General features: G+C 64.5%; 17 protein-coding genes. 4 read left to right on the top strand and 13 right to left on the bottom strand.

All coding sequences use genetic code 11. From position 1 onward, the window contains the following. Positions 1-48: 48 nt before the first annotated feature. Positions 49-546, bottom strand: a complete 498-nt coding sequence (locus GPX89_RS04280; protein WP_157355240.1) for a GNAT family N-acetyltransferase — start codon at positions 544-546, stop codon at positions 49-51. A 5-nt stretch (positions 547-551) separates the two neighbouring features. Then, on the bottom strand, positions 552-2,621 hold the full coding sequence (locus GPX89_RS04275) for a neutral/alkaline ceramidase (protein ID WP_157355239.1): 2,070 nt from the start codon (positions 2,619-2,621) through the stop codon (positions 552-554). Between the two features lie 399 nt (positions 2,622-3,020). Here GPX89_RS04275 and GPX89_RS04270 point away from each other — a divergent pair, with 399 nt between their 5' ends. Beyond that, entirely contained in the window at positions 3,021-3,845 is an 825-nt protein-coding gene (locus GPX89_RS04270) for a DUF559 domain-containing protein (RefSeq protein WP_157355238.1), read from the top strand. 85 nt (positions 3,846-3,930) lie between these two features. Here GPX89_RS04270 and GPX89_RS04265 read toward each other — a convergent pair whose 3' ends face one another. The 8 genes from GPX89_RS04265 to GPX89_RS04230 all read right to left on the bottom strand — a co-directional run bounded on the left by GPX89_RS04265 (position 3,931) and on the right by GPX89_RS04230 (position 14,471). Then, the gene (locus GPX89_RS04265) at positions 3,931-4,809 is read right to left on the bottom strand and encodes an alpha/beta fold hydrolase (protein WP_157355237.1); all 879 of its coding nucleotides are present in this window, start codon (positions 4,807-4,809) and stop codon (positions 3,931-3,933) included. Positions 4,810-5,017: 208 nt separating this feature from the next. After that, positions 5,018-5,860 (bottom strand): DUF6339 family protein, encoded by an 843-nt coding sequence (locus GPX89_RS04260; RefSeq protein WP_157355236.1) that lies wholly within the window; start codon positions 5,858-5,860, stop codon positions 5,018-5,020. Further along, positions 5,857-6,753, bottom strand: coding sequence for a hypothetical protein (locus tag GPX89_RS43710; protein WP_198347254.1), 897 nt, complete (start codon positions 6,751-6,753; stop codon positions 5,857-5,859). Before GPX89_RS43710 ends, GPX89_RS04260 begins: the two co-directional genes overlap by 4 nt. Beyond that, a complete protein-coding gene (locus tag GPX89_RS04250) occupies positions 6,753-8,702 on the bottom strand; it encodes a hypothetical protein (RefSeq protein ID WP_157355235.1) in 1,950 nt (649 codons plus the stop codon). Before GPX89_RS04250 ends, GPX89_RS43710 begins: the two co-directional genes overlap by 1 nt. After that, positions 8,699-9,718 carry a PD-(D/E)XK motif protein gene (locus tag GPX89_RS04245; RefSeq protein WP_198347253.1) on the bottom strand — a complete coding sequence of 340 codons (1,020 nt, stop codon included), beginning with the start codon at positions 9,716-9,718 and terminating at the stop codon, positions 8,699-8,701. Before GPX89_RS04245 ends, GPX89_RS04250 begins: the two co-directional genes overlap by 4 nt. Continuing rightward, on the bottom strand, positions 9,715-12,282 hold the full coding sequence (locus GPX89_RS04240) for a Z1 domain-containing protein (RefSeq protein ID WP_328601496.1): 2,568 nt from the start codon (positions 12,280-12,282) through the stop codon (positions 9,715-9,717). The genes GPX89_RS04245 and GPX89_RS04240 overlap by 4 nt, the downstream gene beginning before the upstream one ends. Before the next feature lie 83 nt (positions 12,283-12,365). Then, complete coding sequence (locus GPX89_RS04235) at positions 12,366-13,571, bottom strand: DNA cytosine methyltransferase (RefSeq protein WP_157355234.1); 1,206 nt, start codon at positions 13,569-13,571, stop codon at positions 12,366-12,368. Positions 13,572-13,841: 270 nt separating this feature from the next. After that, positions 13,842-14,471 carry a TetR/AcrR family transcriptional regulator gene (locus GPX89_RS04230; protein WP_157355233.1) on the bottom strand — a complete coding sequence of 210 codons (630 nt, stop codon included), beginning with the start codon at positions 14,469-14,471 and terminating at the stop codon, positions 13,842-13,844. 124 nt (positions 14,472-14,595) lie between these two features. Here GPX89_RS04230 and GPX89_RS04225 point away from each other — a divergent pair, with 124 nt between their 5' ends. The 3 genes from GPX89_RS04225 (at position 14,596) to GPX89_RS04215 (ending at position 16,936) form a co-directional block, all read left to right on the top strand. After that, on the top strand, positions 14,596-15,366 hold the full coding sequence (locus tag GPX89_RS04225; RefSeq protein WP_157355232.1) for an SDR family NAD(P)-dependent oxidoreductase: 771 nt from the start codon (positions 14,596-14,598) through the stop codon (positions 15,364-15,366). A 311-nt stretch (positions 15,367-15,677) separates the two neighbouring features. After that, positions 15,678-16,397 (top strand): hypothetical protein, encoded by a 720-nt coding sequence (locus GPX89_RS04220; protein WP_157355231.1) that lies wholly within the window; start codon positions 15,678-15,680, stop codon positions 16,395-16,397. A gap of 206 nt (positions 16,398-16,603) precedes the next feature. Then, complete coding sequence (locus GPX89_RS04215; RefSeq protein WP_157355230.1) at positions 16,604-16,936, top strand: hypothetical protein; 333 nt, start codon at positions 16,604-16,606, stop codon at positions 16,934-16,936. Positions 16,937-17,032: 96 nt separating this feature from the next. Here the strand turns inward: GPX89_RS04215 and ilvC are convergent, their stop codons facing one another. The 3 genes from ilvC to GPX89_RS04200 form a co-directional block, all read right to left on the bottom strand. After that, positions 17,033-18,034 carry a ketol-acid reductoisomerase gene (gene ilvC, locus GPX89_RS04210; protein ID WP_157387016.1) on the bottom strand — a complete coding sequence of 334 codons (1,002 nt, stop codon included), beginning with the start codon at positions 18,032-18,034 and terminating at the stop codon, positions 17,033-17,035. Positions 18,035-18,095: 61 nt separating this feature from the next. Next, positions 18,096-18,599, bottom strand: coding sequence for an acetolactate synthase small subunit (ilvN, locus tag GPX89_RS04205; protein ID WP_157355229.1), 504 nt, complete (start codon positions 18,597-18,599; stop codon positions 18,096-18,098). Beyond that, positions 18,596-20,551 (bottom strand): acetolactate synthase large subunit, encoded by a 1,956-nt coding sequence (locus tag GPX89_RS04200; protein WP_328601495.1) that lies wholly within the window; start codon positions 20,549-20,551, stop codon positions 18,596-18,598. The genes ilvN and GPX89_RS04200 overlap by 4 nt, the downstream gene beginning before the upstream one ends. Positions 20,552-20,631: the final 80 nt, after the last annotated feature.

Here is a 20,631-nt window from a genome sequence, read left to right as displayed (position 1 = left end):
GGATACGAGGGGTGTTGATCGATGCGGCCGATCAGGCGTCACCGATCATCAGCGGAAGCGGAGAATCATTGTGACGCTGGTGGTTCCGGCACGGTTGGTGTGATCAGAACCGTCGACGTCGACGAAGCCGAGGCGTTGATAGAGCTTTCGCGCAGGGTTCTCCAGGCGCACACTCAAACTGACCGCGTCGTACTTCTCGCGGGCGGCGTCGAGCAGCGCCGACATCAGCGCGGTGCCGAGTCCGGTGCCGCGACCCTCCGGCGCGACACCGATGGCCAGTTCCGGAGTGTCGTCATCGACGTACCCGTAGCCCGGGTCTTCGGAGGTGAGCGATCGCAACCACGCCGCACCCAACGGCACCCCGTCGAATCCGCCGATCACGCCGAGATCGTTCGCCGCTCCCCAGCCTTCGACGAAGTGCCCGAGCCCGGGGATGTCTCGCAGGTCGTCCGGCGAGTCGATGCCCTGCGCGCGGGCGTAGGCCGCTTCGTAGAGCATCGCCCAGAGGAACTTCTCATCGGCGATTTCGGCAGATCTGACGAACATGGGGTTCAGCCGATCACGAACTCGCCCGATGTTCCAGTGAATTCGCTGACGGCTCCCGCGGCGTCACGGCTGTTGCCGGTGTACTGGATGCGGTAGCGGCCCGAGGGAGCGCTGTCGGGCACGGTCCACTGGATGTTGATCGTGGAGGCGGCAGGCTGGCCGTCCGGACGCGACCAATGCAGTTCCGTGCACCAGTCGTTGTCGTCGTAGACACGCCGCCAGTCACCACCGGCAGCTTGCTGCACCTCGAAGTAGGTGCCGTCCAGCCGGAAATCGTTGTTGGGGTGCGCACCCACGAACTCCACCGAAACAGTCTGCCCCGCACCGTAGTTCGATTCCGGCTGGGTGATCACGTCACCGTAGGACCGACCGGCGTGCGGCACGTCGGCCGGCACCGGCGGCAGCAGGTTCGGCTGCAAACCGAAGTTCCAGTCGAGCGGGGCAGGCCCGCGACCGAGATCGATCCGTGCCGCGAAAGCCTTTGCCAGCCTGTCGAATTCCTGCATGTGCGCGGAAAGAGTCCAACGCCCGTAGAGCGTCTCGCCGCCCTCGTACTGCTGCAGCGCGTACTCCTCGGGCGTGGTGACATACCCGTTGTAGCCGTTGGAGTACCCCTGCACCAGCACGTTCTCGATCGGCATGTTCAACGCCCGCGCCACGATCCGCCGAATCCGCAGCCCCGACACCACCGTGTACTCCGACGGCCCCGACGCCAGCACCAGATCCCCGATCCGCATCAGCTGCAACGGCACGACCTGCGGCACCCACGGCCGCGGCGGCAGAATCCCCAGCGGAGCCAGAATCAACTTGGGCGCCTGCACATCCCGCATCCAGTCCTCGATCGGCGAGTTCAACCCACCGAGCGCGGCGACCATCGGATTGGAGTCGCCTTCTTGCAGGAACGAAAGCTGAGAGTTCCAGTTGTCCTCGGTGCTGGTCGCCATCGCCGCCGCACCCATCATCGCGGGCGAGGTCCTCGCGGGCTTCCCGTCCGGCGTGTAGTCCCCGTCGATAGCGGTGTCGGAGAGGTCTACGTAGTGCACCACCGAGTCCACGCCGGCACTGTTCATCGGCCCAGCGGCATCGAAAGCCTTTCGCCCCGCTTGATATTGGCGCTCACCGATCATCAGGCAGTTGGTGCGATTGTCCTCGGCGGGCCCCGACGGGTGCATAGGCCGGATCCACAGGTTGGGCGTCATATCGCCCGGATTGGTCTGCGGGAAAGCGGCCACGAACGAGGGCGCACCATCGAGATGCCGCACCCCCATCTCATCGTGCTCCCACCGATAGCTGGCGTACCCCTTGTTATCGCCCGAGATGAGCGTGTTCCGATCGGTCAGCGAAGTGCCGTGCGTGGCGAACCAGGTAATCGCCCCGACATCCTTGCCTCCCTGCCGGAACCGCAGCACGGTGATCTTCGGATCGATAGCATCCGGGAACTCCGCCTTATCCGCCTCGGGATTCGCCTCGAACGCCACCCGCGACCGATTGGCACTGGCATCGTGCAACTCCCCATGCCCGAGCATGATCGACCCCGGCCGGATGTTCTCGTGCGCATTGACGATCGCCTTGACGATCCCGTTCACCTCGGCATCATGCGAATTCTGCTGAAAACCCATGGCGGCCAACGAGTATGCGTATTCACGCGCGCTACCACCACACGAGTTGTGGTTGTGGGTCGCGTTGAGATTGACGTTGCGTTCGGTGTACAAACCCCCGAACCGCTGCTGCAATTGCTGCATGACAACCAAGTGCACCGACTGGAACAAGCAGGCATTGTCCGTGTTCACGAACGCAACCCGATCCCCCGTAGCCTGATCCACCACGATGTAGGCCCGCGCGTAGCACCGCGTCAAGAGCCCCGTGGTGACCTGATCGGCCTCCGAGTACCCCATCATCCCCTGCCCCGCCGGGGCCCCGGTGATATCAGCGATCCCCACACCAACCTGATAGTCCTGCCCGACCGCCCGCTGCCTGATCGGTTGCGCCCCAACAACGCTCGCACCCACCACGGCGCTAGCCCCCACGCCACCAACCGCAGCACCAACCAGCACAGCCCGCCGGGACAGACTCATCGCACCCTCACTTAGTGAACCTGTTCCATTTCAGGTTTCCCGAAGACTAGTCGGTCACTTGACCAATTTCTACCCATCCACCCCGTTCAAGCCCCCGCCACCCTAACCCCGGCCCCACCCCCAACCTCGCCGCACACGCCGATAACCCCACGTCACTCCACATTTCCGAACTCCCAGCAACCCGATGCGCCAGCGAGCCCCCTTCGAAGAGTTTGCACGCCCGAAACGTCAGCGAGTCTCCCCATCCAGCCCAATCACCCCCTGCCGAACCAACTCCGGCCGTCCACCATTTCTCGGCCGAGACAGCGAATTCTCCACAGTGCCGCAACCATCCACAGCCTCGGCGGATCCGCAGGTCGCCGGAACGGCGAGACCCTCCCCTTTTGCCATCCTTGCCAGATGATTCGCACACGCGGAGAACTCCTCGCGGAAGGCATCCCCGCCAGCACAATCAACGACCGCTGCCGCCGCGGCGTCTACACCCGACTGCTCCCAGGCACACTCTGCCTCGGCACCCCCACTAGCCTCGACAATTGCCAGGCCGTCATCGCATGGCAGCCCCGCGCAGTCCTCAGCCATCGAACCGCGGCCTGGCTGCACGGATTCCTGGTCGATGAGCCAGCCCTCATCGAGGCAACCATCCCCATCGACGCCGACCGCGCCACCCCAACCTGGCTGAAGCTCTACCGCCGCCGACTCCCGCCCGAATGGATCGATGAACGCTACGACCTGCCCCTGACCTGCGCGGCACTGACCGTATTCGACTGCACCACGGTCCTTCCCCACCGCGAGGCCGATGCCTTGATCGACCACCAAGTTGGCAGGCGAATTTCCGGCCGAGCATTGCTCGACATCTGTGATTCCCACCTGCACGGCTCCTGCACAATCCGTAAACAACTGCGCGAAGCCGCAATCCACGCCGCATCCGAACCGGAGCGCCTGTTCGCCCGAGCCATGACCCGCCGCGGAATCCGCCTCCTCTGCAACCATCCGATCGGCCCCTACCGCTGCGACTTCGTCGACGAACGCTCCCGCACCATCATCGAAATAGACGGCCGCGAATACCACAGCGACTCAGCAACCTTCCGTCGAGACAGACGCCGTCAGAACGCCCTACTCCTCGACGACTGGCTCGTACTCAGATACGCCGCTGCCGACGTACTCGAATCGATCGACAGCTGCGCCGACGAGGCAGCAGCCGTCATCAAACGCCGCCGACGCTGATCCGGCCGAATCCCGCACTTTCCGCCCCGCCAACCACTATCCCGACCCAACTCCGCCCAATAGTGCGAGCCAGAGCCAGTCACCCCTACTCGCACCCAGTCGCCATCTCAACCACCTTCGCCCGAACGAGCTCCGGCCGCTCATCGACGATGAAATGCCCACACCCCTCCACCAACTCGAGCGCGTAGTCATCCGCCCGAGCCGTCTCCGCCGCGGCCAGCGAGTAATGCACCGCCGAGTCGTCCTTGCCGAACAGCACTCGAATCGGCACAGTGACCCGCCGCGTCTCGGGCTTCCGCACCGAAGCCGGTATCTCCTTCAACAGGAAGGTCCGATACGTGTCGGTCGCGGCCCGAGCCACCACCGGATCCCTGAACCGCTCCGAGAAGATCTCGACGGTCTCCCGATCCATCCCTCCCCCCTCCGAGGCCGCCGCCCCGAACAACCACTCCAGGAACCGAGTCCGCCGCTGCAACGGCACCCCCACGCTCGCAATCAACGGCTGATAAGCCAACAACCGCCAAGCATGCCGAGCCACAACCCCTTTCGGCGCCCAAGGATGCGCCATATTCAAAACGAGATACCCCCTGAACCGCTCCGGCTCCCTGAGCACCATCCGATACCCGATGAACCCACCCCAGTCATGCCCCACCAGAAGCACATCCTTGTCGAGCCCCATCGCGTCCATCAACGCCAGAACATCGCTGGCCACATCATCTTTCGCCCACCGATGCGGCGCACCCCCCGACCACCCGTACCCCGGCAGATCCGGCGCAATGATCCGCAGCCCTTCCGGAGGATCGGCCAGCAGATCCCGGTACACGTAATGATGTTGCGGCCACCCATGCAAAGCCAGCGTCGGCTGCCCCTCCCCCGCCTCGGTCACATGGAATCGAACACCACGCGCCTCGACGAAGCTCCGCCGCACATTCGGGATAAAGGGCACAACCTGCTCAGCAACCATAGCCCACGCTAACCTGCGATCCAGATCAAGCTTACCGAACTATCCGAGATCGAAGTTGCCCGGCGCATCGATCAGCAGCGCTCGATCGAGGAATCGATTGTCGGCCTCACAGCTGGTTTCGCGCAGCATGACGCAGCAGTGACAGGCGCGCAGTTGAGCGCCCCTGAACCGGCGGGACCGGACTCCATGCAGAGGCAGAACGGATCAATCAAGCGAATTCCGATCGCCTGCTCATGGTCGCCTTGTCGGCCCGCTGGGATGCCTTGTAGCCGTCCCATCCCGCGAGCACCAGGGCGGCGAAAACGGTTTCCTGCGCTATGGCACGGAGCTCTGCATCGAGCGCTTCCTCGTCGATCGCATCGAACACCACGAACGGCGCCAGCCGCAATACGCGTTTGAGGAAGTCGCGCAATACTTCTCGCTCGGTCAGTCCCGTCAGATCCAGGTTGTTCCAGACTCGCAGGATCGACTTCACCAGGTGCGGGCTCGCACCGAGAGACGATCGGCGCGCATAGATCTGATCGAAGGCCGCCTCACCCAGGACCGTCAGCGCGCCGTAGGGATTCGGATCGCCCGGAGCATGCACCAGTTGCGCGCGCCACCAGAGGCGCCCGAAGACATGACGATCGAGCCGGGTTCCGCGAATGCGCTCTCTGTAGGCCCGGTCGGAGGAGGACTTTCCGGGGAAGCGCCACTGAGCGATGTCCGGCATGAGCACCAGCGAGAGGAAGGTCCAGATATCGGTGGCCGAGGCCTCCGCCGGGGCGAGATGCATCTCGCGGTGGAGTTGCTCAGCGACCGCGAGGTCGAAGTTGCCCGCCTGGGCCGCAGGGGGATTCGGGTATCCGTATGCCTCCGCCAGCGAGACGATCAGATCGCGTATACCGCGGAGCTTATCGCCCTGTGCCCGTGCACCACCCGTGGCGACATAAACCGCGGCATCATCGGACACCGCCCAGCGCGCGGTCAGCTGGTCCAGCTCGAGAGTGCGATAGTCCAGGGCCAGTTCACGCGCACGTGTGTTCAACAGACGCGGATAGAGCAGGCTCATACGATGCCCTCCAGGTTGTTGATGGCCGATTGGATATCGGAGGCGAGTCGGCTCGGAGACCGATCCGCGAGCGCACGAATCTCGCTGATGGTCGTGGAGGGGAACAACCGGGCGAACAGCGCCTGGAGTGTCGCGCCCAAGGATTCGTCCGGGAATGTGGCCGAGTCTTGGAATTCTGGGTGGGCGAGGGCATGTTCGACCATCGTCCTCGCCACATCGACATAGACCATCGCCAGCGCGATCTGATCCTGGGTGCGCGGCTTCGCAGCGTTCTCGAGCGCGCCGGCGACGACGCGCTTGCGCTCGTTCACCAGCAACAGCAGCGATCCCATGGTCGCTGCCTCCAGATTCGAGCCGATCTCCAAATGCCATGCGGCGTCATCCGGGTAGTTCGTCTTCTCGAAATCAATGATGGCCATGGGAAACTGCGGTGCGTCGCCCTGCAGTCGAATGCTGTGCCTATCGCTCCACAACACAGAGCCTGCCCGCCTTGCCGCTACCGGACGATCGGTTCCGTTCCGGCGCTGTGAGAGCACGAGAACGGTATCAAGCAGGAGCATTCCTCCCAGGTCGGCACCGGGGAGCACGACTTCCAACTCGATAGATCCCGGGCCCGACAGCGGAATTCGCGCCCCACTGCCGCGCAAGCTGGATCCTGTCGCCGTCCAGACGACCGCCAGGGTCAGCGAGGTCTCGGGCGTCAATCGCGCCTCGACAAGCACCTTGTCGAGATCGATGTCGACCCGCCGGCGCACGGTCAGGACGGTTTGATAATCCCAGTACGGGTAGGCATCCGGCAGTGGAAGTTCTTCGCCATCGAGAACGAGCCGCCAATCCCGGGCACGAACGGATGTCGGGTCGGGCTGTCGGAAAGGCAGTGCCCGCATCTGCATCAGAGGCTCACCCGCTCCACGTCGATGGAGATCTCGGTCATCGTGTCGGCTGCGGGTTTCACGATCGCCTTCCACAGCTTCCCATCCCCGCCCTCGATGACGAAGGTCGGAACGGCATTCAGATTTCCGGCTTCGTCCTCCCAGCCGACCAACCCCGGTTGTTCGGCCCCAGCCGGCGGGTCGATCTCGCGACCACCGTCGGTGGTCAGGGCGACAGCCAGATCGGCGCTCACACGCTGCGCTATCGGTGCGGGAAGCTGAAACTCCTGAACCAGGACGGCGTTACCGCTGTACTCGTCGAGATACGGTTCGCCCACATACGTGACTCGAGCTCGGGGCACCCGGCGTCGCACGCCCGCATGGCCTCCGTTCGTCGCCCCGCCTGCCGAGAAGCCGGTGCTCCCATTGCCGTTCGCTGGCTCCTCGACGATTTCGTAGTCCAATTCGGGATCCGGTTCCGGGACGGGTCGGCGCCGAGGCACCGGCGCCTTCGTGTCGCCGGGACGTCCGTAGTCCGTCGCGCTTCCGATCCCCCAATTGCCGCCGACCAACGGCGAGAACTTGTCACTTGCCGCGCCCAGGGACACCTGCGCGACCTCCGACGCACCTCCACCCTGCAGATCGAGCAGACCTTCGAGTTCCTCTCCGAAGCGCTTGAACGTGGTTCTGACGAATGATCGATGGTCCCGGTTCTCCAGGGACTGATAATTCCAACTGTCGTGTGTCGGCGGCTCGGCAGAGGCGTACACATCGTCCATGCCGTCGTCGGCACGGAAAACGCCTGCGTACGAGATGAACTCGCTGGCGGGTTTGGGTCCAGGCCAGTAGGTCACCACGAGCTCCGCCGGACGCATCAGGCAGATGTGGTGCACGCTCCGCTCGACACCCGCGATCTCGGACGCGCGGGTCGCCTCGAACGGCACGGCCGGTTTGCGTTGCAGGCCCAGGCAACCGAGCAGACGTTTCGGGCGAAGACTCCGCACCTCGCGGGAATCCGGACCGGCCATGGCGCGGTAGGCGGCCACGAATAACCGCAATGGGTGCGACTCGGTGGGGTCGGGAACCGGATGGGTTACCCCGTCGCAGGTCACGGTAAAGCGCATCGGCACAACCCCGTCCGAGCGGGCGATCATTTTCGGCCACAACTGCCACGCGATCGTCTCGGCCAAGTAGTCGGCGACCTCCGACGGCTCGGTGTCTTCCAGATCAGGATCGATCAAGGTGACCGTGGTCCCTGTCTCGTGCTCACCGAATGGGCGCAGCCCCAACGATCTGGCCATGGCGGCCGCGTTGGCTCCGACCAGCGGCTCGATGACCTCACCGGAGTTGTCCCCCCACCAGTGCCGTCCCGTGTACCGCCGCTGACCGACGTTCTCGCTCGCCTGGTAGCTCTTCCAGAGAGCGGCGCCCATGAGCCGGGTTTCCAACCTGCCCTGATATTCGCAACGGGTGTGGACCAGGATCACTCCCGGTTTCGACACCAGATACAAGATTCCCTTCCCGAAGCCGTATGTACCGCCGCCCAGAATGGTGTCTCTTGGCTCACCTATATTCCGAATGAAAGAGACGAAATCCCTCGGACCGTCCACAACTTGGTCGGCTCGTGTCGGTCCGCCCAGCCCGGTGGTGCCTCGATCGGAAATCGACAGCACCCGGATCACGCTCTTCTGCAACGATTTTCGGAGTGGCAGGTGGGCATCGATCGGCGCGCTTCGCAACAGGTGTTGACGCCACGCCTCGGCATCCGCCGCGCTGACCGTGCGCAGGTCGATGCGATAGTCGACCGTCGTGCCCGGATCGCGTCGGGCATCCCAGCTGTTCTGGGCGGACTCCCGCACGAGAATTGTCAGATGGTCCAGCTCGGGTTTGCCCAGTTGATTTCTGATTCCCTCTGCCGCGCTGGCCCCTTCGGGCGGATATGGCTGCGAGAACCAAGACGGCATGATCACACCGGCTCCTCGATCATGGTGTGTAGGTGGCGAATCACTTCATCGTCGGACAGCGGCGCAGATGCTCCCGAGGACAGATCGATCGTGTACTCGACGTCCTCGACCCGCACCATGAGCCCCGCTGATTCCAACATCGTGTACGTCAACCGCGGGAAGCCCGAATCGACCTGGTACCACAGCTCTTCGGATACCGAGAAGCGAGCCTCGCTGTAACGGCCGCTGTCCTCGGCGCGGTACCCCGCCTTCGAAAGGAGCGACAGCACCGCGCTCTCATCGTCGGCGGCGATGAGCACTTGTTCTACCAACCGCTGCAGGGCCGTTCCATCCGTGTCGACGCGCTCCAATCGGAACCACGCGAGATCGAGAGTGCCGCCACGCGGCGCGTCCAACTGGTCCAGGCCGTGCACCCGCACCCGTCTGCCCTCGGTCGCGGTGGACGCCTTCACTTCGACAGCCGCAACAGCCGAGGAGAAGTCGTGTCGGTGGCCGGTGGGGCCCCGCCACAGACCATGCGCACTGCTACTGATCGCCAACAGCTGTTGGAGTACCAACAATTCGGCGAACAGCCCCGCCATCTGTTCGTCGGTCAGCGGACCGCCCGAGGTCTCGAGCAAGGTCCGCCACGTGTCGAGAGCGAAGTACAGACCCTTGAGCGGGTTGGTGGGTATCCGCGAAATGTCCTGCAACACATCGGCACACAGCGTAGTGAACACACCGTCGAAACTGCGCCGCATGCACATCAGATCGGCGAAATTCTGGTACACCTTTTCCGACTCCAGGGGGCGGCCGCTCAGCCGCAGTACCGGTCCACTCCGCTCCCTGCGCACCTTCTGACGCGACTCGAGGGGAACCAACAGATGCCGACAACCCGAGGCGTCGACGGCCACCGCCACCGGACCGTTCGCGGTATCGACCCGCAGGTCGGAGACCCGCAGCGCCCGTTCGCTCGAGGTCGGTTCGGCCTCGAGCTGCCGCCAGTGACGCTCGAGCTCGTCGCGCGGACCCTGGTCACTCACTGCTCGTCCGCCTCGAGGATGCTGAGATCCTCCTCCTCCATTTCGATGCCGGAGAGATCGGCGGAAATGTAGTGCGCCTCATAGGAGACCACGTCATCGTCGCCGGTCGGCTTGGGGAAGACGAGACCCGTGCCGATCACGTGCTCGGCAGCGTTCAGCGGCGCGCGCTTGGCCCTGCCCGGGCCCGGATTCGAGGTCTTGTCAATCGGATACAGCACCAGAAGCCCGATATCCGGCAACTGTTTCCGCCGCTCCTCGAAGATCTGCGCCTCGGTCAGACCCGCGATGGGACCGGCTAGATCGATGGCCGCGTCCCTGCGGCTCATCAGCGTCTTGATATCCGCAAAGTCCGGTTCAGGGGTGTCGAGTCGGGAACGAACCACTCGTCCAACCGCGATACCGTCGGCGAACTCGAAGTTGTCATCGGGCGCACCGGCGTCATTGCCGATGACGGCCACGTCCCAACGTCGAAGCGCACCGGTGTTCCGGATTCGACGCTCGATGTACCGAATCATCAACTCGGCATCGGCTTCCTGGGACTTCTCGTGAAACTGATACGCGCCGAGGAAGTCGATCACGAGGTCGCTGGGAACCTCGCGAAGAATGAAAAGCCCCTTCTCCGGCAGCTTTTCGACCCTCACCCCGACCTCGAGCGCGGCCACGACCAGGTCGCGAGCCGCCTGCTGGTTGTCGAGTAGCCATTCGGCGTTGGTGTGAAAGTAGCGCGTCTGCACGCGTTTTCCGCCGTATCCAGCATGAGCGTCCACCGCATCGGCCATCTTCGCGGCGGCAGTCACCTTCAACGACGGATGGGTGCGCAACCGGACAGCGAAGGTTTCAGGAGTCTTGTCCTCGGTCAGATAGATGTCGATATCCCGACGCATCTCCACCTCGACTGTGGCGAGGTGGCGGAACCAGTCGGCCAGTTCCTCGGTCATCCAGATCCGCGGCAGATCAGCGTAGCCGTTGCGATATCCGAACCAGCGGCCCATCTGCAACAGGGTGTCGTAGACGGTCACCGCTCGCACGAAATAGCTGACGAGCAAACCTTCCAGGGTAAGGCCGCGAGACAAGGTGTTGCCGCCGACTGCGATCGCGACCACATGTCCGTTCTCGAAATCGAGCCGCTCGGTGCTGCCCGAGTTGTCCATGATGACCCGACAGTCGCGCAGGACGCCGCCCAATTCCGGTAGCAGGTCATCGAATTCGACCTTCGACTCTCCGAAGTCTCCGGCGGGTACCCGCGCGGTCTCCTCGTCCCAGACCTTTCGCAGTTCGGCGATGGCGGACGGGTCCTCGAGCCGCCGGGTGATCACCTCACGGAAGCCTTCCAGTGGCGCACGGAAACCATCGTGCACCGAAGTTCGCACGCTGGTGTGAATCAGCATGGTGGAGTGCGGATTCCCGGTTCCCCGGACACGACGCGCAGCGGTCGCGAGCCAGAAGTAGGTCACCGCCCTTCGCAGGGAATCGGTCAGTTGCGGCTGGAAGCCCTCGGCCTCGGCCTTCGTTTTCGGCCGGACCAGCGGGATATCCGCGTCCGGAACGAGACGGATCATGTCCCATCCGTCATCGACGTCCTCGGGGTTCTCCCCATCCAGCGCATACCGGCCGAACAGAACCTCGGTACCGAAGTGCCCGTCCGGTTTCGGCAGATTGACAATGAAATTCTTGGGATACAGATCTTCGGCCGAGGGATCGATCAGCAGATTCGCGAAGGGCGATGCTGTGTATCCGACATATGCCGACTTGGGCAGGCTGTCGAGCACCCTCCGGATCAACGGGTTGATCCGTTTCGTCGCGACGGTCGCCTGATCGGCTTCGTCGTCGATGATCAGCGCCGGAGTATCCGTGAGGAAGGCGGAGGCACTTTCCAACCACTTGACCAGCTTGGTTAGGACGGTGGCGTTCTTCTTGACCACACACAGCACATGGGTCTTGTTCGCCTTGCTGAAGAAGGCCGCCGCGTTCTCCGGCGGTGTGAAGTCGTGGTCCAGCCCCGTGATCTGCTGCCAGCCACCGGGATTCGGTTCGACCAGCTGCTTGATCAAGCGTGCCTGCGTTTGCCGGCGCAATCCGTTGTGAATACCGGCGAGCACGATGAACAACTTGTAGCCCCGGTCGGCGGCCTTCGCCGTCACTGCGGTGAAACTGGTTGTCTTGCCGGATTGGACATACCCGACGACCAGACCGCGTGTCGAAAACTGCCTCTCTCGAGGATGATTCAGCAACGACATGATCCTGGTGGACGACTCGTCGAGGTTCTCGATCGAACTCTCCGACCAACCGTCCTTGGCCAGTAACCTGCACAGCGCCGGCCAGTATTTGTCATCGTCCCGCGGGCCGGTGTACCAGGTGTCTCGGTTACCCAGGATCAGCGCACGGGGCTCCTCCATCTCGCGGATCCGGATCAGCGTCCGCTCGTGCCGGTCCCGTACCTTCTGCACAGCCTCGGGAGAGGCGTACCCGGCGATCTTCTTCACCGCGATCTCGGGCGTGTACCTGTCGAGCAACGTCTCGAAGATGTCGTATAGATCGTCTAGATCGTCGTCGAGGTCGGCCACCGGTGCTCCTGACTAGGCTGTTCCATTTATCCATGAATAGCGTAAGTACGAGCGCGAACAATTCTGCCGGTTGGCACTATTTGTCAGGCCGAATACGCAGAGATGGAGTCCAAATCGACGCGGTACGGCCGACCGTGTTCATCGAACAGGCCGTCCACCTCGTCCGGCTGCGGCAGAGGTTCGCGCTTCAAGTCGTGCTTCCCGCTCAATGCCGACTCCCACAGTCCGCCGACGGCTTGATCCAGCGATGTCTCCTCGGGCTTCTCCCCGAATACCGCGGCGGCCAGGATATGCGCGCCGACGCGAGGCGGAACCGCGTTGCCGACCTGCTGGTACTGGTCGAGACCGGCCCATGGGTAATCGATGGGGAAGGTCTGTAGCCGACCTGCTTCCTTGGGTTCGAGCCGGTCTTGGTCCGCGCCCTTCGACACGATTCGGTTGCGCCGAACCTTGCCGGTCACGGTTGCCGAGGGTTCATTCGATCCACGCCGTCCCCGCAACTTTGGATCACCCCCGGTGCCATAGTTGGAGACCACATGGAATTCATAGGAGCGGTTCGGCAACGCCTCGCTCATTGTCGTCCATGGCAATCGATCCGCCTCGCCCTGTCCGCGCGGGACACCTTTTCTGTACCTATGATGTGTCGGCTTCGGAAAGTGTGCCGCACGATCGCGACATGCGATCAGGATTGCCCGACGGCGAGTTTGCGGAACACCGAATTCCTCGGTATGCACGATCCCGACCCGGACGTCGTAGCGGTGCTTGAGTAACGCGGTAGCCAACGCCTCCCACACCGGCAGGACGGTCGGTACCTGCTCCAGGACAATTGTCTCGAAGGGACGCCCTTTCTCGATTGCGGCCAGCGCCCATCGCAACGGCTGCAGCACGAGCCCGGTTCGATCGTCCTCGAGCGACTCGAGCTCGGCTTCGATGTCCTCACCATCTGCCATCCGCGACATGAAACGGACGACTTGGTCCAGTGCCTTGCGACCGACACCCGAGCCCGCGACCGAGTAGGTCTGGCACGGCGGCCCGCCCGTGAGGATTCTCGCGTTGGGGAAGATGTCCAGCAGCTCGAGCGAACGGACGTCAGCCTGCCGAGTGCCGAGCTTGGCGTCGATCCGCGTCAGGCAGGCATCCCGGTCGTGTTCGATACCGACAGCCTTGATTCCCAGCCATCTCGCCGCCACATCCAGACCGCCTGGGCCGGCGAACAAGTCGATCATCTCGACTTCCGACGGGAGTTCAGCGTTGTGGAACAAGCACTCACCCGTGGATTCGTCGGCCATGTGATCAGATCCTAATGGCGCCCGAAGGTTGCTCGATTACGAACCTCGAGAATGTCGACCGCAGAGGCTCCTTCGGCGACTCGGACGTGGCATACGACACATGCGAAACGATGCCCCGCGCATTGCGCGGCTCGGTCCCGGCGCACCGATCGGCACTTCAACGACCATCGACGGGGGCCAGGTAGTTTGGCGAATCGACCGGTAGCTAAACAAACCAAATGGTCCCTGCAGTGGTCGATACGTCGCCCGATCCAGCGCGGCGCACGGCACCTATTCAGCGACGTGGAGTTGGCGCATACAGCGGACGACCAAGTCCGCGGGAGAAGCATTGCGTTCCGGGATGCCATCTTGGGCTGCCCAAAGCTCAAGGGCCACACGGATTGCGCCGGCTGCGGCCGCCGAAGTCAGGCGGATGCGGAACGGATCCGCCTGGGAGCCGGACAAATCCGTCAAAATACGGGTTAGGCCGCGTTCGGTCTCCAGGTTGATTCGGTGCCAGATGGCACGAAGTGTCGGGTCGGTTTCCATAGCCCGGAGGAGGCCTCGGGTGATTTCGAGGTCTCCAGGGCTGTCACCGAGCGCCAGGGAGCGGACCGCGGCTGATTGGAACTCAGCCGGAGTTGGCAAGCGGCGGGGGCCTGCCCCGATCTCAGCCAACCAGCGCTGCGCGCCGGCGGCGAGCATGGGTTCGACCGACTCCTCCTTGGTGCGGGCGTAGCGGTAGAAGGTGCGGAGGGCTACGCCGGATTCGGCGGCGATTTGGTCGGCGGTGACCGCGGCTGTGCCGTGTTCGGCGAAGAGGCGGGCTGCGGTGCGGGCTATTTCCATGCGGGTTTCGAGTTTGCGGCGTTCGGCCAGGGAGGGGCGGCGCGAGGGGGAGTCGAGGGGTTGGGCGGACATTTCACCTCCTTTGGCGTGGGAATCAAGTATCGATCCTAGTCGACGGGATGCCATGGTGGCATGCTGTGCCATGTAGGCGTAGCGTGTCAGATGGAGGCTGAGGACATAGTTGAGGAGATTCGCAATGGAGCGTTTTGATGGCCGTCGAGTAGTGATTACCGGAGCCGGATCCGGGATCGGGCGGGCTACCGTGCATCGGATTTTGACCGAAGGCGGTCGGGTCGTGGGTGCGGATGTGAACGAGGCAGCGCTGGCGGAGACCGCCAAGCAGGCCGCCGAGAATGGGAACGGGGATCGGCTCACTACGCTGGTTGTCGATATCTCGAACGAGGAATCGGTCAAGGCCGGAGTCGCGGCGGCCGTCGAGACCCTCGGCGGGATCGACGCGCTGATCAATGCGGCCGGGATTCTGCGGTCGGCGCATACGCACGAGATGCCGCTCGCTGATTTCAACAAGATCATTACGGTGAACCTGACCGGCACCTTCCTCATGATCAAGGAAGCGCTGCCGCAGTTGCTGGAGTCGGAGAAGGGTGTGATCGTCAACTTCACGTCGACTTCTGCGTTCTTCGCGCACCCGTACATGTCTGCTTACGCGGCGTCCAAGGGCGGGATCATGTCGATGACTCACGCGCTCGCCGCGGAGTACTCGAAGCAGGGGCTGCGGGTGGTTGCTGTTGCGCCGGGGTCGATTTCGAGTGATATGACCGATGGACGGGGGCCGGGGCTGCCTGCGGATGCGGATCTCAGTCTGTTCATGAAGCTGGCTCCCGGGATCGGGCAGGGGTTTGCTTCGCCGGATACCGTGGCCGGTGTGGTGGCGATGCTCGCGTCGGATGATGGTGCGTTCATTACCGGTACCGAGATTCGGATCGACGGCGGCACGCACTACTGATAGCCGCATTGCGAACGGCCCCGCGGGAGAGATTCCGCGGGGCCGTTGCTGTGCAATGGGTTTCACGCGTTTTGTGATCTGCGACATAGTGCATGCCATAGGGTTTGACGGATATTTCCGTGGCGGATCTACTGTCACGTGGTCGCGCTCACATCTGGCGACCGATGCAAGACCGCAAGGGGGGGTTGGGTCCATGTCGCCGATAACGGCAATTGCCTACCGGCACAACGATCTCGCCGCGCCGCCATACCGGTTCACCGATCCTGCGGTGCTCGAACGTTGTTGTGTACAGGAAAGGTTGGGCTTCACCCATGGCGAAGCACCGTAGGCAGACTGCGGCCCAGCGCATTTTGTTGCGCGCCGCCGTCACCGCCATCCCGATGACCGCGGCGCTGGGCATCAGCGCTGTCGGCCACGCCGCACCGCAACCCGGTGTGACCCAGCCGGATCCGAGCTCCCCCAATTCCGGTGGCGCCCAGCCGGGCGTCACGATAACCCCGCAGCCGGCTCAGCAGGTCTCGCCGCAGGACGACGCGCACGGTGTTGCGCCGCAAAGCGATTACGCACCGACCCGGCCGGACCCGAAGCGCGACTATTCCCCCGCCCCGATCCAGCCGGGTGACCTGCACGCGCCGGAGCCGACACCGGATATCGGCGTGATCGTGCCCACCAACCCGCGCGAACTGCGCGCCGGTGACCTCACCGCCATCGCGCCGGACTTCCTCAGCGACGACCAGGTCGCCCAGATCAACAGCACCCTGGCCGGTCCCGAAGCACAGATCTCGCAGTTCACCCGCTCGATCGGTGTCGCTCCCAGCCGCTCCGACCATATTGCGGCGGGCGCCTTGGCCGGAGCCGCCGGCGGCGCCGTCATCGGTTGCATCGCGGGCGCGGCCATCGCAACCCTCCCGGCAGGACCCCTCGCTCCGATCATCGCCCCGCTCACCGCGCCGCCCGGATGCGTGATCGGCGGCGTGGTCGGCCTGGCGACCGGTGCCGTGGTCGGTGCAGGAGCAGGCGCTCTGATCTGACCGACGGTCAGAGCCCGCGACTGCGGCAAGCACTACTGACAGCCGCTTGGCGAACGGCCCCGACGGAGAATTCCTGCGGGGCCGTTGCCGTGCAATGGGTTCCAGGGTTGATTCGGGGTTGACGTCATACGTAAGGACCATTGGGGCCCCTAATTCACAGGGAATCCCTATCGCGAAGCATGATCTTTCGGGCACAGTTGCTGACCATGACGTCGATACCTTTACGCCGGATCACGGCCCGGGTGGCCGCTGCCGGTGCGATCGCTCTGATTCCTCTTGCCGCGGTGACGATTCCGGCCTCCGCAGATGTTCCGCTCCAGCCCTCCCCCGGCGATGTGGCGTGGCCGCACCACGGGGACGGCGGCTGGGACAACGATGACTGGCACCACCGCCACGATCGCGACCGCGACGACTGGAACCACGACCGCGACGACTGGAACCACGACCGCGACGACTGGGACCACGACGGCTGGAACGGCGACTGGAACCGCGGCAACTGCTGCTGGCGCCAGGTGCTCCCGCCCACCGGCAGTTGGTAGCCCGCGGCATCGGATACCTCGCGCATACCCCCTTCATGCGCGAAAAGCGAAGGCCCGCCAGGGAATCCCCGGCGGGCCTTCGTAAAGCTGGAAACCTTACGCGGTTTCGGTGATCGGGCGGTCGACCCAGCTCATCAGGCCGCGCAGCTTGGCGCCGGTGACCTCGATCGGGTGCTCGGCGTTCTCCTTGCGCAGGGCCTCGAGCTCCTTGTTGCCGCCCTCGACGTTGGCGACCAGGCGCTTGACGAAGGTGCCGTCCTGGATGTCGGCCAGGATCGCCTTCATGCGCTCCTTGGTGCCGGCGTCGATGACGCGCGGGCCCGACAGGTAGCCACCGAACTCGGCGGTGTCGGAGACCGAGTAGTTCATGCGGGCGATGCCGCCCTCGTACATGAGGTCGACGATCAGCTTCAGCTCGTGCAGCACCTCGAAGTAGGCCATCTCCGGCGCGTAGCCGGCCTCGACCATGACCTCGAAACCGGTCTTGACCAGTTCCTCGGTGCCGCCGCAGAGCACGGCCTGCTCACCGAAGAGGTCGGTCTCGGTCTCTTCCTTGAAGGTGGTCTTGATGACGCCCGCGCGGGTGCCGCCGATGCCCTTGGCGTAGGACAGGGCCAGCGCCTGGCCGTTGCCGGTCGGGTCCTGGTCGATGGCGATCAGGGCCGGAACGCCCTTGCCGTCGACGAACTGGCGACGCACCAGGTGGCCGGGGCCCTTCGGGGCGACCATGCCGACGGTGACGTTGGCCGGAGCCTTGATCAGACCGAAGTGGATGTTCAGGCCGTGGCCGAAGAACAGCGCGTCGCCGTCCTTCAGGTGGGGCTCGATGTCGTTGGTGAAGATCGACGCCTGCGCGGTGTCGGGCGCGAGGACCATGATCACGTCGGCCCACTCGGCGACCTCGGCCGGGGTGCCGACGGTCAGGCCGGCCTCTTCGGCCTTGGCGCGGGACTTCGAGCCCTCCTTGAGGCCGATGCGCACGTCGACGCCGGAGTCGCGCAGGCTCAGCGAGTGGGCGTGGCCCTGCGAGCCGTAGCCGATGACGGCGACCTTCTTGCCCTGGATGATCGACAGGTCAGCGTCGTCGTCATAGAACATCTCGACTGCCACTTTGGTCAGCTCCTTCTTGGATTCTGTGATTAAGCGTTGGGATGGATTATCAGCGAGTCGCGGTGATGGACTTGGGTCCACGGCCCACAGCGACGACGCCGGACTGCACGATCTCTCGAATACCGTACGGCTCCAGCATGCGCAGCAGCGCGTCCAGCTTGGAGCGGGTGCCGGTGGCCTCGATGGTCAGCGCGTCGGGCGACACGTCGATCACCTTGGCGCGGAACAGGTTCACCGACTCGATGACCTGGGTGCGCACCGACGCGTCGGCGCGCACCTTGACCAGGATCAGTTCGCGGGCCACCGAGGACTCGGAATCCTGCTCGACGATCTTGATCACGTTCACCAGCTTGTTCAGCTGCTTGGTGACCTGCTCGAGCGGCAGATCCTCCACCGTCACAACGATCGTCATGCGCGAGATCTCGGGGATCTCGGTGCCGCCGACCGCGAGCGACTGGATGTTGAAGCCACGCCGGGAGAACAGCGACGCCACGCGCGCCAGCACGCCCGGCTTGTCCTCCACCAGCACGGAGAGGGTGTGGGTGGTGGTCATTCCTGGGTCCCCTTCTGGGCGGCACGCTCGTGGGCGGTGAGCGACGCCTGCTCGTGCGACATGGCCTCGTGGATGACGGCCGGCTCGGAGATCGACTCGTCGTCGTCGAACAGCGGACGGATGCCGCGCGCGGCCATGATCTCGTCGTTGGAGGTGCCGGCGGCGACCATCGGCCACACCTGCGCGTCCTTGCCGACGATGAAGTCGATCACCACGGGACGGTCGTTGATCGACTGCGCCTCACGGATCGCGGCCTCCACGTCCTCTTCCTTCTCCACGCGAATACCGTGGCAGCCCAGGGCTTCCGCGAGCTTCACGAAGTCGGGGATGCGCAGGGTGTGGGTGCCCAGGTCGGTGTTGGAGTAGCGCTGCTCGTAGAACAGGGTCTGCCACTGGCGGACCATGCCCAGGTTGCCGTTGTTGATGAGCGCGACCTTGATCGGCACGCCCTCGACGGCACAGGTGGCCAGCTCCTGGTTGGTCATCTGGAAGCAGCCGTCACCGTCGATGGCCCAGACCTCGCGGTCCGGCATACCCATCTTGGCGCCCATGGCGGCGGGCACGGCGTAGCCCATGGTGCCCAGGCCACCGGAGTTCAGCCAGGTGCGCGGCTTCTCGTACTTGACGAACTGCGCGGCCCACATCTGGTGCTGGCCGACGCCCGCACAGTAGATCGCGTCGGGACCGGCCATCTGGCCCAGCTTCTCGATCACGAACTCGGGCGAGAGCGAACCGTCGGACGGGGTCTTCCAGCCCAGCGGGTAGCTGTCGCGGACATTGCTCAGGTACGCCCACCACTCGGTCAGGTCCAGCAGCGGAGCCTTGCCCGACGCGGCCGGGTCGGCCTTCAGCGTCTCGATCAGCTCGGTGATGACCTCGCGGCAGTCGCCCACGATCGGCACGTCGGCGTGGCGGTTCTTGCCGATCTCGGCGGGGTCGATGTCGGCGTGGATCACCTTGGCGCCCACCGCGAACGAGTCCAGCTGGCCGGTGACGCGGTCGTCGAAGCGCGCGCCGAGGGTGATCAGCAGATCCGAACGCTGCAGTGCCGCAACGGCTCCCACGGTGCCGTGCATGCCCGGCATACCCATGTTGAGGGTGTGCGAGTCCGGGAACGCGCCGCGCGCCATCAGGGTGGTGACCACCGGGATGCCGGTCAGCTCGGCCAGCTCGAGGAGCTCCTCGTTGGCGTCGGCCTTGATGACACCGCCGCCGACGTAGAGCACGGGCGCCTTGGCGTCCATGATCATCCGGGCGGCCTCACGCACCTGCTTGCCGTGCGGCTTGGTCACCGGACGGTAGCCGGGCAGCTTCATCTCCGGCGGCCAGGAGAAGGTGGTCTGCGCCTGCAGCACGTCCTTCGGGATGTCGACCAGGACCGCGCCCGGGCGGCCGGTGGCGGCCAGGTGGAACGCCTCGGCGATCATGCGCGGGATGTCGATCGGGTCGGTGACCAGGAAGTTGTGCTTGGTGCACGCCATGGTGATGCCGGAGATGTCGGCTTCCTGGAAGGCGTCGGTGCCGATCAGCGAGCGGCCGACCTGGCCGGTGATGGCCACCAGCGGCACCGAGTCCATCTGCGCGTCCGCGATCGGGGTGACCAGGTTGGTCGCACCGGGACCGGACGTGGCCATGCACACACCGACCTTGCCGGTTGCCTGGGCGTAGCCGGTCGCGGCGTGACCCGCGCCCTGCTCGTGGCGCACCAGCACGTGGCGGACCTTGGTCGAGTCGAACAGCGGGTCGTAGACGGGAAGAATCGCACCGCCCGGAATACCGAAAACCGTGTCGACGCCGAGCTCCTCGAGGGAGCGAACGACCGACTGCGCGCCGGTGACCCGCTCGGGCGGGACCTGGCGGCGGTTCGGGGTCGCGGCCGGAGCCGCGGTCGGCTGGGCAGAGGGCGCAGGCTTGCGGGCCGAGGGCCCGGGCCGTGCGGTAGGTGCGCTCACCGTCTTGGTTCCTTTACTGCTTGTCGTTCCAGTTCATGGACTTGCCTGAACACAAAAAAGCCCCCGACAGCCAGGTGGCT

This window comes from Nocardia terrae, from assembly GCF_009760405.1.
Lineage (GTDB): Bacteria > Actinomycetota > Actinomycetes > Mycobacteriales > Mycobacteriaceae > Nocardia > Nocardia terrae.
The sequence above is the reverse complement of the archived record's forward strand: the minus strand, read 5'-3'. Positions and strand labels throughout refer to the sequence as shown.

What these genes read in the sequence shown, in the direction of transcription:
- GPX89_RS04275 (WP_157355239.1), bottom strand. Translation starts at nt 2,621, where the DNA reads ATGAGTCTGTCCCGGCGGGCTGTGCTGGTTGGTGCTGCGGTTGGTGGC.
- GPX89_RS04235 (WP_157355234.1), bottom strand. Translation starts at nt 13,571, where the DNA reads ATGGCCGACGAATCCACGGGTGAGTGCTTGTTCCACAACGCTGAACTC.
- GPX89_RS43710 (WP_198347254.1), bottom strand. Translation starts at nt 6,753, where the DNA reads ATGCAGATGCGGGCACTGCCTTTCCGACAGCCCGACCCGACATCCGTT.
- GPX89_RS04225 (WP_157355232.1), top strand. Translation starts at nt 14,596, where the DNA reads ATGGAGCGTTTTGATGGCCGTCGAGTAGTGATTACCGGAGCCGGATCC.
- GPX89_RS04215 (WP_157355230.1), top strand. Translation starts at nt 16,604, where the DNA reads ATGACGTCGATACCTTTACGCCGGATCACGGCCCGGGTGGCCGCTGCC.
- ilvC (WP_157387016.1), bottom strand. Translation starts at nt 18,034, where the DNA reads ATGTTCTATGACGACGACGCTGACCTGTCGATCATCCAGGGCAAGAAG.
- GPX89_RS04280 (WP_157355240.1), bottom strand. Translation starts at nt 546, where the DNA reads ATGTTCGTCAGATCTGCCGAAATCGCCGATGAGAAGTTCCTCTGGGCG.
- GPX89_RS04270 (WP_157355238.1), top strand. Translation starts at nt 3,021, where the DNA reads ATGATTCGCACACGCGGAGAACTCCTCGCGGAAGGCATCCCCGCCAGC.
- ilvN (WP_157355229.1), bottom strand. Translation starts at nt 18,599, where the DNA reads ATGACCACCACCCACACCCTCTCCGTGCTGGTGGAGGACAAGCCGGGC.
- GPX89_RS04260 (WP_157355236.1), bottom strand. Translation starts at nt 5,860, where the DNA reads ATGAGCCTGCTCTATCCGCGTCTGTTGAACACACGTGCGCGTGAACTG.
- GPX89_RS04220 (WP_157355231.1), top strand. Translation starts at nt 15,678, where the DNA reads ATGGCGAAGCACCGTAGGCAGACTGCGGCCCAGCGCATTTTGTTGCGC.
- GPX89_RS04265 (WP_157355237.1), bottom strand. Translation starts at nt 4,809, where the DNA reads ATGGTTGCTGAGCAGGTTGTGCCCTTTATCCCGAATGTGCGGCGGAGC.
- GPX89_RS04230 (WP_157355233.1), bottom strand. Translation starts at nt 14,471, where the DNA reads ATGTCCGCCCAACCCCTCGACTCCCCCTCGCGCCGCCCCTCCCTGGCC.